The organism is Nitratireductor sp. GISD-1A_MAKvit, from assembly GCF_040819555.1.
Classification (GTDB): Bacteria; Pseudomonadota; Alphaproteobacteria; order Rhizobiales; family Rhizobiaceae; genus Nitratireductor.
In genome coordinates this window covers 1,956,442-1,976,625 of record NZ_CP161920.1, presented here as the reverse complement: position 1 = coordinate 1,976,625, position 20,184 = coordinate 1,956,442, and the positions used below count along the sequence as shown (strand labels likewise).

The 20,184-nt window shown below is 60.4% G+C and carries 18 protein-coding genes and 1 pseudogene; 1 reads left to right on the top strand and 18 read right to left on the bottom strand.

What is annotated here, in order from left to right; translation table 11 throughout:
* Positions 1 to 43: 43 nt before the first annotated feature.
* From AB2N04_RS10700 to yajC, 5 genes are all read right to left on the bottom strand, one after another.
* Positions 44 to 1,510 carry a DUF4153 domain-containing protein gene (locus AB2N04_RS10700; RefSeq protein ID WP_367714493.1) on the bottom strand — a complete coding sequence of 489 codons (1,467 nt, stop codon included), beginning with the start codon at positions 1,508 to 1,510 and terminating at the stop codon, positions 44 to 46.
* A gap of 369 nt (positions 1,511 to 1,879) precedes the next feature.
* Positions 1,880 to 2,728, bottom strand: coding sequence for a phytoene/squalene synthase family protein (locus AB2N04_RS10695; protein WP_367718783.1), 849 nt, complete (start codon positions 2,726 to 2,728; stop codon positions 1,880 to 1,882).
* A gap of 1 nt (position 2,729) precedes the next feature.
* Positions 2,730 to 3,119: an Mth938-like domain-containing protein gene (locus tag AB2N04_RS10690; RefSeq protein WP_367714492.1), complete on the bottom strand. Its 390-nt coding sequence runs from the start codon at positions 3,117 to 3,119 to the stop codon at positions 2,730 to 2,732.
* Positions 3,119 to 5,689, bottom strand: a complete 2,571-nt coding sequence (secDF, locus tag AB2N04_RS10685) for a protein translocase subunit SecDF (protein ID WP_367714491.1) — start codon at positions 5,687 to 5,689, stop codon at positions 3,119 to 3,121. Before secDF ends, AB2N04_RS10690 begins: the two co-directional genes overlap by 1 nt.
* A 69-nt stretch (positions 5,690 to 5,758) precedes the next feature.
* Complete coding sequence (gene yajC / locus AB2N04_RS10680; RefSeq protein WP_367714490.1) at positions 5,759 to 6,106, bottom strand: preprotein translocase subunit YajC; 348 nt, start codon at positions 6,104 to 6,106, stop codon at positions 5,759 to 5,761.
* Positions 6,107 to 6,348: 242 nt separating this feature from the next.
* Between yajC and AB2N04_RS10675 the strand changes: the two genes are divergently transcribed.
* Positions 6,349 to 7,227, top strand: a complete 879-nt coding sequence (locus tag AB2N04_RS10675) for an ATP-binding protein (RefSeq protein ID WP_367714489.1) — start codon at positions 6,349 to 6,351, stop codon at positions 7,225 to 7,227.
* Positions 7,228 to 7,368: 141 nt separating this feature from the next.
* Here the strand turns inward: AB2N04_RS10675 and AB2N04_RS10670 are convergent, their stop codons facing one another.
* The 13 genes and pseudogenes from AB2N04_RS10670 to AB2N04_RS10610 form a co-directional block, all read right to left on the bottom strand.
* Entirely contained in the window at positions 7,369 to 8,991 is a 1,623-nt protein-coding gene (locus tag AB2N04_RS10670; RefSeq protein ID WP_367714488.1) for a peptidoglycan DD-metalloendopeptidase family protein, read from the bottom strand.
* A gap of 109 nt (positions 8,992 to 9,100) precedes the next feature.
* The gene (locus tag AB2N04_RS10665) at positions 9,101 to 9,754 is read right to left on the bottom strand and encodes a protein-L-isoaspartate(D-aspartate) O-methyltransferase (protein ID WP_367714487.1); all 654 of its coding nucleotides are present in this window, start codon (positions 9,752 to 9,754) and stop codon (positions 9,101 to 9,103) included.
* Positions 9,751 to 10,509, bottom strand: coding sequence for a 5'/3'-nucleotidase SurE (surE, locus tag AB2N04_RS10660; RefSeq protein WP_367714486.1), 759 nt, complete (start codon positions 10,507 to 10,509; stop codon positions 9,751 to 9,753). Before surE ends, AB2N04_RS10665 begins: the two co-directional genes overlap by 4 nt.
* A gap of 13 nt (positions 10,510 to 10,522) precedes the next feature.
* Positions 10,523 to 11,798 (bottom strand): annotated as a pseudogene (gene serS / locus AB2N04_RS10655) (serine--tRNA ligase).
* Between the two features lie 67 nt (positions 11,799 to 11,865).
* Positions 11,866 to 12,699 (bottom strand): twin-arginine translocase subunit TatC, encoded by an 834-nt coding sequence (gene tatC, locus AB2N04_RS10650; RefSeq protein ID WP_367714485.1) that lies wholly within the window; start codon positions 12,697 to 12,699, stop codon positions 11,866 to 11,868.
* The gene (gene tatB, locus AB2N04_RS10645) at positions 12,696 to 13,271 is read right to left on the bottom strand and encodes a Sec-independent protein translocase protein TatB (RefSeq protein WP_367714484.1); all 576 of its coding nucleotides are present in this window, start codon (positions 13,269 to 13,271) and stop codon (positions 12,696 to 12,698) included. Before tatB ends, tatC begins: the two co-directional genes overlap by 4 nt.
* A 53-nt stretch (positions 13,272 to 13,324) precedes the next feature.
* Positions 13,325 to 13,549, bottom strand: coding sequence for a twin-arginine translocase TatA/TatE family subunit (locus AB2N04_RS10640; RefSeq protein WP_223020928.1), 225 nt, complete (start codon positions 13,547 to 13,549; stop codon positions 13,325 to 13,327).
* 35 nt (positions 13,550 to 13,584) lie between these two features.
* The gene (locus tag AB2N04_RS10635; RefSeq protein ID WP_367714483.1) at positions 13,585 to 14,733 is read right to left on the bottom strand and encodes an ABC transporter ATP-binding protein; all 1,149 of its coding nucleotides are present in this window, start codon (positions 14,731 to 14,733) and stop codon (positions 13,585 to 13,587) included.
* A 52-nt stretch (positions 14,734 to 14,785) separates the two neighbouring features.
* Positions 14,786 to 15,523, bottom strand: a complete 738-nt coding sequence (gene scpB, locus AB2N04_RS10630; RefSeq protein ID WP_367714482.1) for an SMC-Scp complex subunit ScpB — start codon at positions 15,521 to 15,523, stop codon at positions 14,786 to 14,788.
* A complete protein-coding gene (locus AB2N04_RS10625) occupies positions 15,516 to 16,322 on the bottom strand; it encodes a ScpA family protein (protein WP_367714481.1) in 807 nt (268 codons plus the stop codon). The genes scpB and AB2N04_RS10625 overlap by 8 nt, the downstream gene beginning before the upstream one ends.
* 61 nt (positions 16,323 to 16,383) lie before the next feature.
* Entirely contained in the window at positions 16,384 to 17,403 is a 1,020-nt protein-coding gene (gene nagZ, locus AB2N04_RS10620) for a beta-N-acetylhexosaminidase (RefSeq protein ID WP_367714480.1), read from the bottom strand.
* A gap of 90 nt (positions 17,404 to 17,493) precedes the next feature.
* Positions 17,494 to 19,311 carry an SPOR domain-containing protein gene (locus AB2N04_RS10615; protein ID WP_367714479.1) on the bottom strand — a complete coding sequence of 606 codons (1,818 nt, stop codon included), beginning with the start codon at positions 19,309 to 19,311 and terminating at the stop codon, positions 17,494 to 17,496.
* Positions 19,283 to 20,107 (bottom strand): hypothetical protein, encoded by an 825-nt coding sequence (locus tag AB2N04_RS10610; protein WP_367714478.1) that lies wholly within the window; start codon positions 20,105 to 20,107, stop codon positions 19,283 to 19,285. Before AB2N04_RS10610 ends, AB2N04_RS10615 begins: the two co-directional genes overlap by 29 nt.
* Between the last annotated feature and the right edge of the window lie 77 nt (positions 20,108 to 20,184).

Here is a 20,184-nt window from a genome sequence, read left to right as displayed (position 1 = left end):
GCACCCTTTTGGTTTTTGTTCTGTAGACCTGCCGGAAAAACATTCAGTTCCAGTCGGAGCGGCGCAAAAGCACCACGCCAGAAAAACTCTCGACAATGGTTTCAGGGGTGAGGCTGGCACTGAGATAGTTCGGTATCAGCATGATCTGCCGCCCGTCAGCCTCAAGGCGCAGCGCCACGGTGTGATCGTCTCGTTTTGCGGAGAGCGCGTCGATCCTTGCAGTGTCGATGGAGAAGAGTGTGGGACCGCCGGCCACAGGTTCCACCGAAACGGCATTCCGCTTGAGAACCAACCGCAGAGAGCTTCCGTCAGGCAACGTGAACAGATCGCTTGTGGCATTTTCCTTGTAAAGCGCGACATTCTGAATGAGGGTATCGAACCCATCCAGCGGCAGCGTGCCTGCTGGAGCGCTGTTGTAAGAAAAATAGCGACGTCCATGTTGCTCCGGATCGTCAGGGTCAAGCTTCCACGCACGCGCAACCTGTCGATAAGGTGTGTCGTCGTCTCTCGGCACGAACCCCTCGGGAGCCACTTCGAGGACAGCACCATATGTATCGAGATACTGGAGAACGGAAAGCGCCCTTCCCTTTGTCTGCGCGTCCTCCGGCTCATTGCCAACAATCTCCAGGAAGCGTGTACGCTGATCAGAGAGCGACCAGCCAATGGCGCCCTGTGGCCCAAAGCTGCCAAGCAGAAGCGCCAGGACCGGCACGCCTGCAATCAAGCGAATGTCACCCCGTATTCGCGGCACTGCCTGCAAAATCGAAAGAACAAGGGCAACCACCCCGAACAGCCCCAGAAAGTACCGTTGCACCGTCCAGCCAAAATCCCCCACCCGCACTGATAACGCGTAGAACAACAGTCCGAGCGGAATCAGGAGAAGCAGAGGCCAGTAGCGAACAAAAAAACGGGTGGGTGCCCGGGCAGTGTCAAGAAACGGTTTGGTCAGAAGCAAGACCGCGACGATACAGACGCCGTAGGTCAGCACCAACCAGCCAATTTGCCCCTGTGGAACGGCCCCGGTCAACACGATCTTGGCGACGTAGAGATGCAGGATCACAGAATAGATTATCAGCAGCGGAACGGCAGCAAAGTCACCAAGCGCACGCATTCCCAGCTGCATCACATCATTTTCCTGGCCAACCGGTTCCTCCTCAAACGTCACCGGCGTCTGGCCGAGACCAAACAACGGCGCGATGAAAAAACCGATCGAGAGCCAGATGTGCGCATAAAGATCGTCCGGTATCTCAAGCCCGAAGAGAAGGGACAGGCTGGCCAAAATTGCGGAAATCCCGCCTCCGAACAGAACAAGGGCCAGAAGCGCAAGGGCCGTGGCAAACGCGAGCCGAGCCGTGAACATCCAGAACGCTGCCCCAGTGCCCCTGCCGGCAAAGGGCGCCAAGGGTACCAGGGCGACCAGAGAAAGCAGCAACGCCCATTCCACCGTATATGACGTTGGATCCGGCCACATCACCGCGAAGCCTGCCAGTCCCGCAAGAACCGGCAGCATCGCTCCCGCTACGCCTGAAAGACGCCAGGGCCTGTGTAAAGAGCGTCGCGGAAAACGAGGCAAGTGCGGCCGCAACGAGCGCCAGCATGAAGTTTCCATCATGCGCCGTATGCGCTGGAGGAAGGAGGTCAATACCAAGCAAGAGCGCGTTGGCGTAGGCCGCCGCCAGGAAAAGGAAGACCACCGTGACAAAGTAACGGGACAGCGCCTCTCCCATGGCGAAAACCGCTTCGCGGAGGGAAGCAAGCCAGCCCGTGCCGGCAGTCGTGTGCTTGAGATGTGCTGCCAATCGGATTCCCCCAGGAAGTGAGCCCCGGATCAATCAGGACCATCAAAGCAAGGTGCAATTTGGGCAGCGCACGAGGCTGCCTACTTCCAGCCCCTGTAGGCACGTGTAAACATCAGCCAGTGCCGCCGCCATTGTGCCAGTGTCACCACCTGGTCAAGAGCGGCAATACCCCCGCTTTCTACCCGGTCGAGATATACGGTCGACAGCGCTGCCGGCAAAAATGCAGGCCGTAGCGTCTCCGGCAGACTTTTTGCCCCTTCTTCAAACCGTCCTGCGTGATCCCTGCCTAGTGCGACCATGGCGGCGAGCGCACGTGCCGCACCGTCCTTGTTCTGTCCACTCAGAAATTCATCCCGCGTGGTCCCCGCGGCAGCAAGCAGGTCGCCGGGAATGTAGCACTGCCCACGCCTGCGGTGGATGGGAAGCATGCGCAGGAGACCCGCTATGGCCTGCGCGCAACCGGCGTGTCCGGCAACCTCGGAGAAACGCATGGCCGCGGGCATATCAAGCACAAGCCCTGCAAGCTGAATGAGCGCAGATGCCGTCTCCCCGCAATACCCCTCCAGATCGTTACGGCTCGGCATCGGGTCGTCGTAGAGATCGAAGGTGCGCGCTTCAAGGAGGTCGAGCAAGGGCTGTACGGGAAGCCGATGAGAACGGACGGCCGCCAGCAGCGATGATGCAAGCGGTGAGCCCCCGGCACTCTCCGGAGCGGCTTCGGCGGTCAGGACATCACGCCAGAACTGCAGCCGCACTTCGCCAGGCAGCGCTTCGCTCACCCGCTCCCGAATTCCCGCAATCTCGGCATTGAACGCGTAAAGCGCGAAAAGCGCAGCGCGCTTGTCTTCCGGAGCGTAGAGAACGGAAAGATAGCGATCCGGATCCGCATCCCGCACCAGGGAAACCACATATTGCTGCCCCTCAGCCATCTCAATCGACAGCAATCAGTGCTGCGGCAACGGTCCGGTCTTCGGCCAGAAGCACGTTGTAAGTTCGCACCGCCGCACCCGTGGCCATGGTCTCCACCGCCACGCCGGCCTCGCGAAAACGCTTTCGAAACTCGGCTGGCATCGGAACAAGGTGCTCACCTGTACCGACAAGCAGAAGGTCGAATTCCGCCGCTTCTTCAAAAAGGCGTGAAAGATCCGCTTCCTTCAGATCGTGGAAGCCTTCCACGCTCCATCCATGAATTCCGGACGGCAGACACAGGATGGATCCCCTGTGCGACATCTCGGCAAAGCGAAACCCGCCATTCCCGTAGGCATCGATGGGGGCGCGGCCCGGAAAATGGGCCGCGCGTATTTCAATACCACCCGCCATCACTTGGCCGGCAGTTGCCCGGTCGTCTGCGAACCGGCTGCATCATCGCCGGCCTGCTCCGCCCCCAGTGCTCCGGTGGAGCGCATGCGGAACAGGATAAGCAACGGCCCTGCGATGAAGATCGATGAATAGGTGCCCATCACCACGCCAAAGATCATCGCAGCCGTGAAGGAGCGAATAACCTCGCCACCGAAGATGAACAGGGCTGCCAGCGCCAGAAGCGTCGTCACGGACGTCATGATCGTGCGCGACAGGGTCTGGTTCATCGACAGGTTCAGAAGCTCCGGTAGCGGCATCTTCTTGAAGCGTCTCAGGTTTTCACGCACGCGGTCATAAACGACCACCGTATCGTTCAACGAATAACCGACAATCGTCAGGATCGCGGCGATACTGGACAGGTTGAACTCGATCCCGGTGATCACGAAGAATCCGACAGTCATGATCACATCATGCAGCGTGGCAAGGATCGCACCAACGGCGAACTGCCACTCGAACCGCAGCCAGATATAGACCAGGATCGCCATCAGAGAGGCAAGCACGGCAATCGTTCCCGCCCTCGCCAGTTCACCTGACACGGTCGGCCCGACAACTTCCACACGACGGAATTCGTAGGCCTCCTCAAGCTCTCCACGAATCTTGGCGATCACGGTCTGCTCGGCATTCTCGCCACCGTCCTGAGCCTGAACACGGATCAGAACCTCGCGGGGATCACCGAACTCCTGAACCTGAACGTCGCCAAGATTGAGCTGGGACAGGCGTGCCCGAATGTCACCCAGGTCCGCCGCCCCCTCCCGGGACTGTACCTCGATCGCAGAACCACCCTTGAAGTCAATGCCGTAGTTCATGTTTATGGTCATGAACAACGCAACCGCCGCGATCGACGCGATGGCCGAAAGCGTGAAGGTCACACGGCGCAGCTTCATGAAGCTGATCGTCGAATTGTCCGGCACGAAACGCAGAGGCGTGCGGGGCAGCTCTTTGGGACGGCGACGGCGCACCCATTCGGCAACGATCCAGCGCGTCAGCGTGTAGGCCGTAAAGACCGTCGTGGCGATACCGATGGCCAGAGTGACCGCAAATCCACGAATGGGTCCCGACCCAAGATAAAACAGGATGATGGCAGCAATCAGCGTCGTCACATTGGCGTCGACGATGGTCGCAAGCGCCTTTGAGAAACCGGTATCGACAGCCTGGATCAGCGATCGTCCGCCCACCCGCTCCTCGCGTATGCGTTCAAAGATGAGCACGCTGGAGTCAACCGCCATGCCGATCGTCAACACGATGCCTGCAATGCCCGGCAAGGTAAGCGTCGCACCAAGCGCGGAGAGGATCGCTATGATCATTGTCACGTTCGCGGCAAGAGCCACCACGGCGAAAACGCCGAGCAGCCCGTAGGCAGCGATCATGAACAGAACCACCAGCACGGCACCGATCATGGAAGCGACCTTGCCGGCATCGATCGAGTCCTGCCCGAGGCCCGGTCCCACCGTTCGCTCTTCGATAATGGTCAGCGTTGCAGGAAGCGCACCAGCGCGCAGCAGAACGGCCAGGTCATTGGCCGACTGAACGTCAAAACTTCCCGATATCTGTCCCGTTCCGCCGAGGATGGGTTCACGGATCTGGGGTGCGGAAATCACCTGATCGTCCAGAATGATGGCAAAGAGCCGCCCGACATTCTCCTGTGTCGCCTGACCGAAGCGGGTTGCGCCCTTTGTGTCAAAGCGGAAGCTGACCACCGGCTCGTTGGTGCGCTGATCGAACGTCGCCTGCGCATCCACAAGGTTTTCACCCGAAACGATGACGCGATCTTCTATCAGATAGGGAATGGGCGGATCGTCCACCGAATATTTGATTGTCGTTCCGATGGGAGGCCGACCATTGATGGCCTCCTCCACGGGCATTGACTGATCCACCATCTGGAAGGTCAGCTTGGCGGTCTGGCCGAGAATGTCCTTCAGGCGTTGTGGGTCCTGCAGCCCCGGAACCTGAACGAGAATGCGGTCATCGCCCTGGCGCTGGATGATCGGCTCGGTCGTGCCAAGTTCGTTGACACGCCGGCTGACCACCTCGATCGATTGTGAAAGGGCTGAGGACACCCGGTAATTGATCCCCTCCTCCGTCAGCGAGAACCGCAGGAGTCCCGGCTCAGGCTCTGTCACTTGAAGCTCGGTGACTGTGCCGCCGCTGAACAGGCCGGAATTGACCGGCTGTGTCAGCTCGCGCAATGCCTCCCGGGCCTCTTCCACCTGGTCCGCATCGCGTATGCGCACTTGAACGCTCTCACCGGAACCCGAAAGGCCTGTATAGCCGATCCGTTCTTCACGGAGTGTGCGGCGAATATCGTCACGGGTGGTGACGATCCGCTCCTCGATCAGCTCCTGCTTCTCGATCTGGAGAAGAATGTGGGAGCCACCCTGAAGGTCCAGTCCCAGCGTCATCGGTCGCGAAGGCGCCCAACCCGGCATTGAGGACAGATAGGAAGACGGAATGATGTTTGGAGCCGCATAAACGACGCCAAGCGCCACAGCCAGCCATATGAGGATCGTTTGCCAGCGCGAGAAATGTAGCATGGGGCCTCGTGGGTTCGGTTTGGAAGGGCCGTTTTGCCGGCCCTTTCCGGCAATCACGTCATATTGCGGTTATTTCTTGGCGGTTTGGCTGTTGTCGGCCACCGGCTCGCCCTTCACGCGCACTTCGGCGAGCATGGAGCGCATGGCGGTCACTTTGTTGCCGCCACCAAGATCGATTTCCAGCTCGGCGTCGTTGATGACCTTCGTCACCTTGCCGACAAGTCCACCACCCGTGACGACCGTATCGCCGCGACGAACGGCGGACAGCATCTCGGCGCGCTTCTTCATCTGCTGGCGCTGCGGGCGGATTATAAGGAAATACATGATGACGAAGATCAGCACGAACGGAAGAATGCTGACAAAGATGTCAGGCGTTCCGCCTGCACCAGCCTGTGCGTATGCCGGGGTAACGAACATGAAAAACTCCTGATATGCGCCGGAAGGCCGGCAGGTCATAAATGTGGCCGGAATATAGACTTTCGCCCCTTCATTGCAACTGCTCCACGTTCACGTGACCTCACTTGTGAAGGCTTTATGCCCCGTGTTTGCATCACACACCCCCGATCAGGGGGGCCACTGCTTGCAAATTGCACCGTCCTATGGAAGAACCGTACGGTACGGTACGGAAACCAACCACCTTAATTCGCGTTGAAATTGCCATGTCAGACAAGACCATTGATGCATTGTCCGAAAAACTGGATCGGCTGATCGATGCCGTTGCCCGGCTTGCTCCTCCCCCTGCCCCTCAGCCTCGTTTCGAGGCTGCAGACTGCTTCGTGTGGCAGGCGGAGGCGAGAGCGCTGGATCCGGTCGGAAAGGTCAATCGCGTGGAGATGAAGCTAATTCGCGGGGTCGACCGCGTACGCGACATCCTTTTCGACAATACCGAACGTTTCGCCAAAAATCTGTCAGCCAACAACGTCCTTTTGTGGGGCGCGCGGGGTATGGGAAAATCGTCGCTCGTGAAAGCGGTCCATGCCGAGGTAAACCGCATGGCTTCAGATGGGCAACCGCCTCTGAAACTGGTTGAAATCCACCGGGAAGACATCGAAACACTCCCTCATCTGATGGCCTCCCTGAAAGTGGCCCCCTACCGTTTCATCCTCTTCTGCGACGATCTGTCCTTCGATCAGAACGACACATCCTACAAATCCCTGAAAGCGGCACTCGAAGGCGGAGTCGAAGGGCGGCCGGTCAATGTCATTCTCTACGCCACATCCAACCGGCGTCATCTTCTGCCCCGCGACATGATCGAAAACGAGCGCTCAACGGCCATCAGCCCCTCCGAAGCGGTTGAGGAGAAGGTCTCCCTGTCAGACAGGTTCGGCCTCTGGCTCGGCTTCCACAAATGCTCTCAGGATGATTATCTGGAGATGGTGGAGGGCTACGTCGCTCATTTCGGCCTGAAGATTGCGCCTGACCACCTGCGCTCGGAGGCACTCGAATGGGCGACCACACGCGGCAGCCGTTCGGGGCGCGTGGCGTGGCAGTACATCCAGGATCTCGCCGGCAGGCTCGGTCAGAGGCTGGATGGATAGGAGCAGTTGCCGCTTCCAGCACGGGCCTTCCCATTTCAGAAAGCGTGCTCAAACAAAAACCCGCCCTTGCGGGCGGGCCAAAGAGGCGGCCTGACCGGAGGTCTGGCAGACCGCAGCTTGTTCTGGTTATTCAGGGAACGCTTATTCCAGATAGCCCTTCGGATTGACCGGAGTCGCATCCTTTCGCACCTCAAAGTGCAGCTTGGGGCGATCGGCGCTGCCGCTCATGCCCGAAAGGGCGATTTCCTGCCCACGCCGCACCTTCTCGCCGCGTTTCACCCGCAACGCGCTCGCATGGCCATAAACCGTCACCATGCCATTGTCATGGCGCACCAGAACGGTGTTGCCGAATTCCTTGAGCCCATCGCCCGCATAGATGACCACGCCGTTTTCGGCAGCTTTCACCGGCGTCCCCGCAGGGACGGCAATGTCGATACCGTCATTGCGGGTTGAGCCCGACGTGCTGCCGAAATCCTCTACGATGCGTCCGCGCACCGGCCAGCGTAGCTTGCCAATACCGGTTGAATCCGGAGCCACATCCCTGCTTTGGGTGGCAACCGCGGCGACCTGCGTTGCTGCCGAAGGTGCTGTCTTCTGCTGCGAAGCCTTGACCTCAGTCTTGGGGTCGGCTCCTGTCGCGCTTGTTGTCGTCCGGTCGACCGTCGCAGGCGCGCTCACCACACGGCTGGCGGTCTGATTGGGATTGCCTGAGGGTATGGTCAGTGTCTGGCCAACCTGCAAATAGCCGTCCGAGAGGCCGTTCGCAGACTTTATGGTGTCCACGCTGGCTCCGGTCTTGCGCGCAATGCCATACAGCGTATCGCCGGCAACGACCTTGTAGGTGCCGCCAGGGCCCGTCCGGGCGTGGGCGTCGCCCCCTCGATCAACGCTCGGCGTTGGTGTCCTGGTTTCGTGGTTCTGTGGTCGCGCTTTCGGACGCGGCGTCTCACGCAGAACCGCCAGACGCTCCTGCGGCTCGCGGCGCGGCTCCGGATCGCTGGGTGCCTGCTGGCGCGGTGCCTGGCTGGTCTGCGGCGCATCCTGATCTGGTGCCGAAACCGGCGCACGGCGCGAATAGACATAGGTCGGAATCACGATCTGGCGGCCTGCACGCAGATCCGAAGCGCTGGAAAGATTGTTGGCGCTGAGGATGGCTGCGACGGGAACGCCGAAGCGCCGCGACAGATTATAGGCCGTCTCGCCTTCACGCACGGTGATCGTGGTGCCGCCCACATCGCTCCAGCCGCTGTCCGCGCTACTGCCTGTACGCGTGGGTGCGCGCTTCTCAACGGGCTGACGCACGATCGAGCCCGTGGGTGTGCGATCGAGTTGGGGCTGAGCAGAAACAGATGCGACCTGCGCCGGCTGTAAGGGTGCCGCAATCGGCTGTCGCTGCACGGTGCCGCTGGCAACATTCCGCGTGGTCAGGTCGACAGGTCGGGTCGCAGCGCGTGCAGCGTTGTTGACAGGCGCTGGCAGCGGCTGCTGCGCCCCGCCCCCCACCAGACCGGCCGGGCGCGGACCACCCCTCTGTCGGGTGATCGATCCCGTATAGGTATTGTCCACACCACCGCCAACATCACCCGGATAGGGCTGGCTTGCCGGTGCCATGGCGACACTGCGGTTGGTGGACCTGGTATCTGCGAAGTCACTGGATTTGAAGCGCGACAGATCGGAACTGCATCCCGCCGCCACACCACCGATCAAAAGAACGGCGGCTCCGCGCAAAAGCGCTCGATCGAAATTCCGTACAATGCAACGCATTTCACTACCCGCGTACCCAATACCTGAACACGAGCAATTAAATCGCGTTAATGTTACTCAGGCGTTAAGCTGCCTGGGAAATTGTTTAACAGTGGATTTGAACGACTCGTCAAATCGCCTCGGCAGCGCCCTTCAAAAGCGGTTGAAAGCGAACGTTTTCAATATCCGTGCGCTCAAACCGACTGCCCACTTTCTCCAGCTTGGCCATGACCTGAATGTCATCGCCCGGACCGATTGGCGCCAGCATGATGCCGCCGGTGGCGAGCTGGTCGACAAATCGACGCGGCAATTCTTCATAAGCCGCCCACGAAACGATTCGGTCGAAGGGGCCGTCAGCCGGCGCGCCGTCCATGCCATCGGCGTGGCGGGCGACGACATTTGTCAGACCAAGACGCTCCCAGCGCAATTGCGCGTCGGTCCCCAGAGTGCGGTATCTGTCAAGCGTGAGAATACGCCCGGCAAGCCGTCCCATAACCGCTGCGGTAAACCCCGAACCGGTCCCGATTTCCAGAACCCTGTGCCCGGAAGAAAGCGCCAGCGCATCGATCACCCGTGCCTGGAGGTCACAGCCTTCGATGGCTTCACCGCAGGCAATCGGCACCATGCGATCAGACCACGCCAACTGAAACCATTCCGACGGAAGGAAGCTACCCCGTGGGGTGGCTTCCATTGCAGCGAAAAGCGCCTTGTCGCCGATGCCGCGTGCGCGCATGCGCAGCATGAACGCGGCAAAGCTCTCGCGTTCCTGCCCAGGTTCGTTCATGCCAGCGCCTTGGCCAGCTGGTCGCGCACTTCATGCGCGGTCAGATCCAGATGCAGCGGCGTGACCGAGACATAATTGTCCCGGACCGCCGCCTGGTCGCTCCCCTTACGGATATCGGCCTGTTTGCGCCCGAAGCGCAGCCAGTAATATGGATAATTGCGCCCGTCCCGGCGCTCTTCAACATTGAGCCCATGCACCATCTTGCCCTGCACGGTCACGAGCGTGCCCCTGGCTTCCTCAGGCGTGCAGTTGGGGAAGTTGATGTTGACCAGCACCCCCTCGGGCATCGGACGTTTGATCAGTTTTTTCAGGATCGGCGGCGCAAGAGCCTCAGCCGTCGCAAAGGGGATGTAGCGGCTCTCATCGGTGAAATCGTAGGCCTGGCTCAGGGCAAAGGACGGAATGCCAAGAAGCGTCCCCTCCATCGCGCCGGCCACCGTGCCGGAATAGGTCACATCGTCGGCAATGTTTGTGCCATTGTTCACGCCGGATAGGATCAGGTCCGGCGGTGTGTCCATCACGTGCCGCACGCCCATGATCACGCAGTCCGTGGGCGTGCCGCGCAGGGCAAAATGCCGGTCATCGATCTTGCGCATCCTGAGTGGCTCGGACAATGACAGCGAATGGGCAAAGCCCGACTGGTCGGTCTCGGGTGCCACAACCCACACATCGTCGCTCAGCGTGCGGGCAATCCGCTCCAGCGTCGCCAGCCCTTCCGCGTGTATGCCATCGTCATTGGTCAACAGAATGCGCAAAGTCTCAATCCTCTTATGCTTCGATTCTCTCCAGGCCGCCCATATAGGGTTTCAGCGCTGACGGTATCGTGACACTGCCATCCTCGTTCTGATAATTTTCCAGAACCGCGATCAGCGCCCGTCCGACGGCCGTTCCCGAACCGTTGAGCGTGTGCACGAAACGTGTCTGCTTCTCGCCCGCAACCCGATAGCGCGCATTCATGCGCCGCCCCTGGAAATCACCACAGACCGAGCAGGACGAGATCTCACGATAGGCGTTCTGACCCGGAAGCCATACTTCCAGATCATAGGTCTTGCGTGCGCCAAAGCCCATGTCACCGGTGCACAGCACCATGGTGCGGAACGGAAGATCGAGCTTCTTGAGCACGGTTTCGGCGCAGGGCCGTCATGCGCTCATGCTCGTCAATCGCGCTTTCGGCATCGGTGATCGAAACAAGCTCCACCTTGTAGAACTGGTGCTGGCGCAGCATGCCGCGCGTGTCGCGCCCCGCAGACCCTGCTTCCGAACGGAAGCACGGCGTCAGCGCGGTGAAGCGCAGCGGCAGTTTTTCACCGTCAAGGATGTCCTCGCGCACCAGATTGGTAAGCGAGACTTCGGCGGTGGGGATCAGCCAGTGATCATCCCCGGCGCGGAAAAGATCTTCGGTAAACTTCGGCAACTGCCCGGTGCCAAACATCGCATCGTCGCGCACCAGAAGCGGCGGCTGGACTTCCGTATAGCCATGCTCCTGCGTGTGCAGATCGAGCATGAACTGCCCAAGCGCACGCTCCAGACGGGCAAGTTGCCCGGAAAGCACCGTGAAGCGCGAGCCCGAGAGCTTCGCCGCCCGTTCGAAATCCATCTGGCCGAGCGCTTCGCCGATCTCGAAATGCTCCCTGGCCCAGTTGGCGCGCTTCGGCTCGCCATGTTTGCGCACCTCCACATTGTCGTTCTCGTCCGAGCCGACAGGCACATCGTCGAGCGGAACATTGGGAATGCGCGCCAGCGCGTCGTTCAGCGCGGCGTCATGCCGCCGCTCCTCGGCTTCGCCATTCTGCACAAAGCTCTTCAGCGCCGACACCTCGGCCTTCAGCTTCTCGGCGAGCTCCTTGTCGCCGGAAGCCATCGCCTTGCCGATTTCCTTGGAGGCAGCATTGCGGCGCTCCTGCGCTTCCTGAAGTTTCGTCAGGTGCTGGCGGCGCGCTTCGTCGAGCGCAAGGAGTTTCGCGCTTTCAGGGTCCGCGCCGCGCTTCTTCAGCGCTTCGTCCAGCGCCTGCGGGTTCTCGCGAATCCATTTGATGTCGAGCATGTCAGATTTCCAATCGCGGAAGAGATTGCGGTGTACCGCCTCGAACGCGACAGGAAAGCCTGCAAATCTAGGCGGTCGGCTGGTCCGCTTCGTCGGTCTCGTCCTGCGCGGTCTTCTCCTTCTCGCGCTGGCGCTCAACCATACGGGCGGCCCAGATGGCAATTTCGTAGAGAAGGATGGTCGGAAGCGCAAGACCGATCTGGCTCACCGGGTCGGGCGGCGTCAGGATCGCCGCCGCCACAAAGGCCGCCACGATCGCATATTTGCGTTTGTCGGCCAGCCCCGCCGATGTCAGCAGCCCCACCCGCGCCATCAGTGTCGTGACCACCGGAAGCTGAAACACCAGCCCGAAGGAGAGGATCAGCGTCATGATCAGCCCGAGATATTCGGAAACCTTGGGCAGGAGCGAGATCTGCACGGTGTTGTCCGGCCCCACCTGCTGCATCGAGAGGAAGAACCACATCACCATCGGCGTGAAGAAGAAATAGACGAGCGCTGCACCAATCATGAACAGGATCGGCGAAGCGATCAGGAACGGCATGAACGCGCGGCGCTCATTGCGGTAGAGGCCAGGCGCCACGAATTTATAGACCTGCATGGCGATCACCGGAAAGGCGAGCACCAGGCCGCCAAACATGGCGAGCTTGATCTGGGTGAAGAAAAACTCCTGCGGCGCCGTGTAGATCAGGTCCACCTTGTCCGCATCGAGCCCCGCCCATTGCGTCGCCCACTGAAACGGGATCACCAGCAGGTTGAAAATCTGCTTGGCAAAGAAGAAGCAGATCAGAAACGCCACGAAAAACCCGGCAATCGCCCAGATCAGGCGTGATCTGAGCTCGATCAGATGATCGATCAGCGGCGCGGAAGACTGATCGATGTCGTCGTCACGTTCGGCGTTCACGACTTGGCCCCGCTGCTCTTCTTCGCCGGAGCGCGCTTGGCTGCTCCCGCCGTTTTCGTCTTGCTGGCCGCCTTTGGTTTGGCCGTCGTCGCCGGCTTCGTTGCCGCTGCTTTGGTCGCCCTCGGCTTTGCCGCCGTTTTCCGCGCCGTGCGAGGCTTGGCCGTGGCCTTGGGCTTCGCCTCACCCGGCATGCGGGTTGCGCCCGCCTTGGCCGGTTCCGCCGCATGCGGTTCCTTTGACGCCGGCGCGCCAGATTTCGCCGCTTGCGGCTTCATCGCCGCATCAAGACCGGACCGGATCTCCTGCCCCACCTTCTCGATCGGGTTGAGGTGTTTTTTGATCTCGTTGCGCGGATCGAGCTTGCGCGCGTCATCCACCATGGATTTCACATCATCAAGCTCCGCCTCCTTCAGCGCTTCATCGAACTGCTTGCGGAAATCTCCCGCCATAGTCCGCAATTTGGAGGTCGTGCGCCCGAAGGTGCGCAGCATACGCGGCAAGTCCTTCGGCCCGACCACAACGATCAGGACGATGGCGATCACCATGATTTCGGGCCAGCCAAGATCAAACATAGGTCACCGGTAAGGAAAGCAGGAAAAGGACACGCCGCGCAGCACGCTGCGAATCAGCCGGACTTTTTCTTGCTCGGCTTGCTTGCTTCCTTCACCGGTTCATCGGCCTGATGCTCGACCGTCTTGGTCGTGTCCTCGTCATCGTCGGACATGCCCTTTTTGAAGCTTTTAATGCCCTTGGCCATGTCGCCCATCAGCTCGGGGATCTTGCCACGTCCGAAAAGAAGCAACACCACGACGAGCACGATAAGCCAGTGCCAGATTGAAAAGGATCCCATGATCAGTCTCTTTCACCAATTGCCATTGATTTGATTTATGCGCTTTCGCCCGATTGTTCAAACGTCGATTGTTCAAACGTCGATGGCTCAAACGATTGTCTCGCAAACACCAGCACGTCGCTTGGAATGACATTCAGCCATATATCGCGCACGCCCGGCTCCAGATGTCCACAGCGCACACGTGCACGCACGTGATGATCCGCACCGGGTATGGCGAGTTCGAGAAACTCCACCACACCGAGGAATCGGCGCGAAATGATGCGGGCAGGCACCGCGCCGCCCTTTTGATCGACCTGAAAACCGGAAAGCCGCACCGCTACGGTGGCCAGATCACCCTCTTCCATACCTTCGGCCGGAAAACGGCCAAGCGGAGTTTCTACCGCACCGGCGTGAACGCGCCCCTCAAACTCGTTGACCTCGGAGAAGAACCCCGCGACAAAAAGGTTTGCAGGCCGGTGGTAAAGCTCCTCAGCGGTCCCCACCTGCACCAGGCCACCATCCTTCAACAGGGCAATCCGGTCGCCCATGCGCATGGCCTCCTCGGCATCATGCGTCACCACCACTGCAGTGGCACGGCTCTGGCGCAATATCGCCAGCGTTTCAGCACGAACATTGTCCTTGAGCCGCGAATCCAGCCCTGAAAACGGTTCGTCCATAAGAAGAACGGCCGGACGCGGCGCCAGCGCCCGTGCGAGCGCAACTCGCTGCTGCTCTCCGCCGGACAGAACATGCGGATACGCTTCGGCATAACCGTCGAGCCCCACACGCTCCAGCGCGTTCATGGCCTCGTCCCGGGCCTCGCCGCCCGAGAGCGCGGTCAGTCCGAAACGGACATTGTCGAGAATCGTCAGATGGGGAAAGAGGGCAAAGTCCTGAAAAACCAGCCCGATGGAGCGCTTTTCCGGGGGCAGAAAGACATCGGGACCGGCGATTTCCCGCTCATTGAGAAATACCTGCCCGTGGCGCTGGGCCTCGATCCCGGCAGCGATCCGCAACAGCGTGGTCTTGCCGGAGCCGGAAGGCCCCAGAAGGCACAACACCTCGCCCGGCTCTGCCGATAGCGAAACGTCACGCAGTGTCTCACCGCCCGAAGCGTAGGAATGGCTTATATTGTTAAAGGATAGACGCGCAGCAAAGCTGACGCCGGCTGTCCTGCGCGCCGCACTTTGCTTCTTTCTTTCCATGCACCGGTATCCCTGGGTGGATCGCAGGCTGCCCCGGCCCGCGGTCCTTTCGTCAATCATCCTCAGCGAGCGGTGTCAACAGACCAAGCTCCTCGAGGTCGATATCCGTCAGCGGGTCTTCGTCTTCGGTCAGCTCGTCAGGATCCGTCATTGGTTGCGGAACCGCAAAATTCGCCGGCATCCGCGCAGAAAGGAGCCCTGCCCCTCTCAGTTCATCCACGCCCGGCAGGTCCCGCAGCTCCTCAAGACCGAAATGATCAAGAAATTCCGTGCTGGTGCCATAGGTTACCGGCCGCCCAGGGGTACGCCGCCGGCCGCGCATCTTGACCCAGCCCGTCTCCAGAAGAATGTCGAGGGTTCCCTTCGAGGTCTCAACCCCGCGAATGTCCTCAATTTCCGCACGTGTAACCGGCTGATGATAGGCGATCACCGCCAGCATCTCGAGTGCAGCGCGAGAGAGCTTGCGCTGCTGCACGGCGTTGCGGTTCATCAGAAACGAGAGATCGCTTGCCGTGCGGAATGCCCAGCTGTTCTCTACCCGCACAAGGTTCACGCCCCTCTTTTCATAATCCGAGCGCAGCGCCTCAAGGGCCGCCGACAGGTCCACCCCTTCCGGCAAACGTTCGGCAAGGGCTTTTTCATGCACGGGTTCAGCACTGGCAAAGATAATGGCTTCCACCATCCGTTTCGCTTCCAGCAAACGGGATGATGCGGGTGTTTGTACTTTGGTCTGGTCCTGCCCGTCGCTCTCTGCAGAGACAAACGGAACGACATTGCTGTTTTCAGTCATCGGCGTTCTCGAACAATCCTGCAGGCGCCTTCTTGCCGGTACGTATGTAGATTGGAGCGAATGGCTCCTGCTGCCGCAATTCCAGGGCCCCCTCTCGCACAAGTTCTAGAGAAGCGGCAAACGAGCTCGCCGTCGCAGTCGCCCGCTCTTCGGTCGTGGTCATGTAGCGAATGAGAAAATGATCCAGCGCCGTCCAGTCTCCAAAATCGCCGATCATGCGAACCAGTATTCCGCGAGCCTGCTTGAGCGACCAGACGCCACGCTTGGCGATCTGCACATTGGTAACCGCGCGCCTCTGACGCTGCGAGGCATATGCAGTCAAAAGGTCGTACAGCGATGCGGAAAATGCGCTTTGCTTCTGCACGATCACCGGCTCCGGCATTCCCCGGGCAAATACATCGCGTCCCAGCCGGTTGCGATTGACAAGGCGGGAAGCAGCATCCCGCATCGCCTCCAGCCGCTTGAGACGAAATTGCAGAAATGCCGCCATCTCTTCGCCTGAGGGCTCTTCATCCTCCGGCTTTTTGGGGATGAGAAGGCGCGATTTGAGATAGGCAAGCCAGGCCGCCATCACCAGATAATCGGCAGCCAGCTCCAGCCGCATCTTGCGCACTTTTTCCACGAAAGCGATGTACTGCTCCACCAGAGCCAGAACGGAAATCCGCGCAAGATCGACCTTTTGCGTCCGCGCCAGCTGCAACAGAAGATCGAGCGGCCCCTCAAAACCGTCCACATCGACCGTCAGCGCCGGTTCGGAAACACCGTGCGTTTCCGCCTTTGCATCCCAGAGCTTGTCCATGGGAGCCGAGCTGGGAGCTGATTTATCCGCGTTTCGCGCCAAGCGTCATCGATCCTTGTCATCAGGCAACCGCTGCGCAGCACTCCTCGAATTCCGCGCGCGCAGCCAGTTCTTCCGTATCGTCCCCAGGTGCGAGGCAGGCCAGGGCCCGGTTGGCTCTTTCAAGGCTCTTCCCATTCAATTCCGGCGCCTTTTCGGCAACCGCCTGCATTTCCTGCATAATGCCATGGCAGTGAAGGACAAGATCGCAGCCCGCCGCAAGGATTGCTTCGGCACGCGCCGAGAAATCCCCAGAAAGTGCATGCATCGAAACATCATCGCTCATGAGCAGGCCGTCGAAGCCGATCTCCTTGCGAATGATCTCCTCGATCACCCTGGCAGATGTGGTCGCCGGCCCATGTGGATCGATAGCGCGAAAAACGATATGCGCCGTCATGGCCATTGGCAGGTCCGCCAGCGCCTTGAACGGCAAAAAGTCATGCGAGCGCAGCTCTTCGAGGGAAGCCGTCACTTCCGGCAACGCCTTGTGGCTGTCAGCAAACGCTCTGCCATGCCCAGGAATGTGCTTCATCACCGGCAGAACGCCGCCGGCCATAAGCCCTTCGCTTGCCGCCCGCCCGAGTGCGATCACCGCATCGGGATCATGCGAATAGGCGCGATCACCGATCACATCATGGGCGCCGGCCACCGGAACGTCGAGAACAGGCAAACAATCGGCAGTGATCCCATAGCGCCTGAGATCCATTGCATGCAGGCGCGAGAGGAGCCAGGCGGCTCGCAAACCCGTCTGCCGATCCCTGCGGTAAATCTTTCCCAGTTCGGCCGCAGTTGGATAGTTCGCAGCCAGCGGCGGGCGGAGCCTTTGCACCCGCCCTCCTTCCTGATCAATGAAAACCGGAGCATCGGACCGCCCCACGCAATCACGCATGGACGAGACCAGATCTCTCAATTGCCCGGGCTCCTCCACATTGCGCGCGAAGAGGATGAAACCCCACGGGCGCTCATCGCGATAGAAGGCAATTTCATCGGCCGTTAGCTCGGTTCCGGCAGCGCCGAGGATCATGGATTTTGATTCGCTCATGCCCAAAGGATAGCCGGGCATGCAGTTCTGGAAAAGAAAACAAAAAAACCGCCACTCGAACGCGGCGGTTTTCAATGCATTTGGGCGCCATCACTTCGAAACGAAGCAACTGCCTCCCGCCGATTTGAGCTGCGAGCAGAGCCGGATCGCCTCATCCTTTGAACTGGAAGGAATCCGCACCCGATAATAGGTGCCTTTCCCGGCGATATCCGCCTTGACGATGTTCACACCCTTGCCAGTCAGCAGCGAGCCATACCGTCGCGCCATGTCCTGATAGGACTTCTGCGCCGCGTCAACGGTTGGCTGCGAAGAGATCTGGACGGACCATCCATCACCCCCTCCAGAGGTTACCGGAGCTGCGGCTGGTGGTTGCGGCTGCGCTGCCGGCTGTGCGGGCTGGCTGGGAGCCGACGCAACGCGTGCGGCTGGCGCCGGATCCGCCGCCGGCTGCGGCTGGCGCTGAACCGGTGGTGGCGAAGGCCTTGTTGCCGGAACCGGTGCAGTCTGGGGCACACCGGCCTCGGAAGTGCCGGACTCGACGGTTGGCGCAACATTTTCGGCCGTTCCTCTCAACCGCGCATCGGGCGACGTGGTGTTCACCGCCTGTGGTGAATTCACATTTGCCACCTGCGAACCGCCAGCAGCAGGATCGCGAGCCGTGTCGGCGTTGGCAACCGGCGTCTCAACCGGCTCACGCGGAACGATCGTGCCGTCGGGGCGAACGACCATTGTGCGCACACGGCGTGGCTGCATGGCAGTCACCGGTTCACTTGTCGGGGTCGCACTCCCGTTTGTATTCGAAGCAAGTCGCTCCTCCGACTTGGGCACCTCTACCGGCTCCTCGGCCGTCGAGACAAGGCGCTCCTGAACCGGGTTGTTGCCAGCTTCCGAACCGGAAACCCGCTGATAGACCTGATTGTCCTGGTTGGGGACCTGCTGCCCGCCCGGGTTCTCCGGCTTGACTTTCACCGGGCCATCGTCCGCGCGGACAACGACGGGCGCAGAACCATCTTCGCCGCTCCCTCCCAGTGCAAAGAAACCGAGAAGACCGAGCACTGCTACGCCTCCGAGGGCGCCGGCGATCAACGTGGTACGACCGCTTCCGCCTCGACTGCGCCGGGTGGGTGCCACGACATCCGCGTCCCCCGCAAAGGGCTCCGCATCGCTCTCGGTTTCAAGAGAACCGTTCTCCCAGGCCGGGTTGTCGGTGGCTACAAACTGTGGGTCATCCCTCCCGGGCTCCAGCATTGTCGTGCCGGACACACCAGGCGGATTGAACCCGTCAGGAGCACCAAAATCATCAGAAAATGCGGCGTCGAAGTCGTAATCTTCAGCGTCCGTTCCCCTGGCGCCCAACGCTGCAGTCGCGTAGGCATCATTGGGAAGGGAAGATGAAGGCTCATCGTCCCTCCTCAACGGTTCCGGCTCGGGCTCCGGCAGACTTTCATTGTCGCCGAACGCACGGGCAAGCGCACGCTCAAGGTCATCCGGCTCAGCTTCCGGAAAACGCTCGGGCTCGCTCACAAATTCAGGAATGTGATTTGCATCCTCCACTTGAACACGTTCGTTGCCAGGAACACTGACCGTGTCAACGATTGGCGGAGTGTCCTTCTCACCGCCGCGCAGTGAGGGTGAAGACTGTTCGGTTTCGCGCCAGAACGGGATAGAGTCGCCGGTCTCAGCCTGGGCGCTCTCGCTTCCCGTAGAATCCGGCGAACTGGAGCCATCAAACGGGTCCCAGGAGAACTCGGAATCGGATTTTGCGTCTCGGTGCGGTTCCATGGCGTCGTCCGCCACCTCCTCAGCTGCAGACGCCCCCGCACTAAGTTCTTCTTCCAGGCTCGCTGCAAACCCGTGATCGTAAGTCTCGACAAGATCGTCACCGGCGCTCAGGCCCCGAGCCCCCATTGGCGACCGAAGAAGCAAACGCCTGAGGAGAAAGAAATGGATCGGCACTCGCGGGAGATGGCTCATGCGCGTCCTCATCCCTTGCCATACCGTCCGCGTTCATGTCCGAAGATGGAAACGCCGCATCCCCTTCCGGCTCCGGAACGGCCATGGGCATGGCGGGGCCGGAAACAGGCTCGTCTCCATACCCGCGACGCTCGTTCGGAATTTCTGTGTCTTCGCCCGAAATCGATGCATCCAGATCCGCGTCGAGCAGGGCAAAGTCCTGCTCGCTAAACTCGAACACGGCATCATCGACAGGCGCCTCTGGCTGAATGTCGGTCCCGGCATCACCATCGGTTCGGTAGTCCGGAGCCGAAGAGCGGTTGGATCCCAGAGCCAGCGGTTCGGGCACACCGGCCTCTTCGGTGGCGGGCTCGAAACGCAGGCCGCCACCAAATTCCTTGTCGAGTTCATCGGTCATGTCCGCCGTGAGATCGACGGAAGGCTCGAATTCGTCTTTCGTGGCCGGAGCGCCATCCGGCACCGGCTCGAAGCGCCAGTCGTTGGACTGATGCAATTGCTGTTCACCGGCACGGGCAGACGCATCGACGCCTTCCTGGGTGAAATCTGCCAGGTCGCCCAGCAATTCGTTCTCAAGCTCCAGGGCGAGGTCATCGCCCCCCTGATCGATCTCAGCGGCGGAGTTGTCGCCCTGTCGCGGATCGTGCCCCATTATCCGGGTCAGTTCCGCGAATGGGTCGTCGTCCGGGACGACGGAGTTATCCGCACGATGGTTCGAGCTATGATCTGCCATGCTTTTTTCCGCACTCACACTCGGTAGACGCCCGCGACGTCATACAATTGTCGGGTACCAGCGCAATGTGGGCAAAA

Coding starts and splice junctions, on each gene's coding strand:
- AB2N04_RS10700 (WP_367714493.1), bottom strand. CDS start 1,510: ATGCTGCCGGTTCTTGCGGGACTGGCAGGCTTCGCGGTGATGTGGCCG.
- AB2N04_RS10695 (WP_367718783.1), bottom strand. CDS start 2,728: ATGGCTGAGGGGCAGCAATATGTGGTTTCCCTGGTGCGGGATGCGGAT.
- AB2N04_RS10690 (WP_367714492.1), bottom strand. CDS start 3,119: ATGGCGGGTGGTATTGAAATACGCGCGGCCCATTTTCCGGGCCGCGCC.
- secDF (WP_367714491.1), bottom strand. CDS start 5,689: ATGCTACATTTCTCGCGCTGGCAAACGATCCTCATATGGCTGGCTGTG.
- yajC (WP_367714490.1), bottom strand. CDS start 6,106: ATGTTCGTTACCCCGGCATACGCACAGGCTGGTGCAGGCGGAACGCCT.
- AB2N04_RS10675 (WP_367714489.1), top strand. CDS start 6,349: ATGTCAGACAAGACCATTGATGCATTGTCCGAAAAACTGGATCGGCTG.
- AB2N04_RS10670 (WP_367714488.1), bottom strand. CDS start 8,991: ATGCGTTGCATTGTACGGAATTTCGATCGAGCGCTTTTGCGCGGAGCC.
- AB2N04_RS10665 (WP_367714487.1), bottom strand. CDS start 9,754: ATGAACGAACCTGGGCAGGAACGCGAGAGCTTTGCCGCGTTCATGCTG.
- tatB (WP_367714484.1), bottom strand. CDS start 13,271: ATGTTTGATCTTGGCTGGCCCGAAATCATGGTGATCGCCATCGTCCTG.
- AB2N04_RS10640 (WP_223020928.1), bottom strand. CDS start 13,549: ATGGGATCCTTTTCAATCTGGCACTGGCTTATCGTGCTCGTCGTGGTG.
- AB2N04_RS10635 (WP_367714483.1), bottom strand. CDS start 14,733: ATGGAAAGAAAGAAGCAAAGTGCGGCGCGCAGGACAGCCGGCGTCAGC.
- scpB (WP_367714482.1), bottom strand. CDS start 15,523: ATGACTGAAAACAGCAATGTCGTTCCGTTTGTCTCTGCAGAGAGCGAC.
- AB2N04_RS10625 (WP_367714481.1), bottom strand. CDS start 16,322: ATGGACAAGCTCTGGGATGCAAAGGCGGAAACGCACGGTGTTTCCGAA.
- nagZ (WP_367714480.1), bottom strand. CDS start 17,403: ATGAGCGAATCAAAATCCATGATCCTCGGCGCTGCCGGAACCGAGCTA.
- AB2N04_RS10615 (WP_367714479.1), bottom strand. CDS start 19,311: ATGGGGGCTCGGGGCCTGAGCGCCGGTGACGATCTTGTCGAGACTTAC.
- AB2N04_RS10610 (WP_367714478.1), bottom strand. CDS start 20,107: ATGGCAGATCATAGCTCGAACCATCGTGCGGATAACTCCGTCGTCCCG.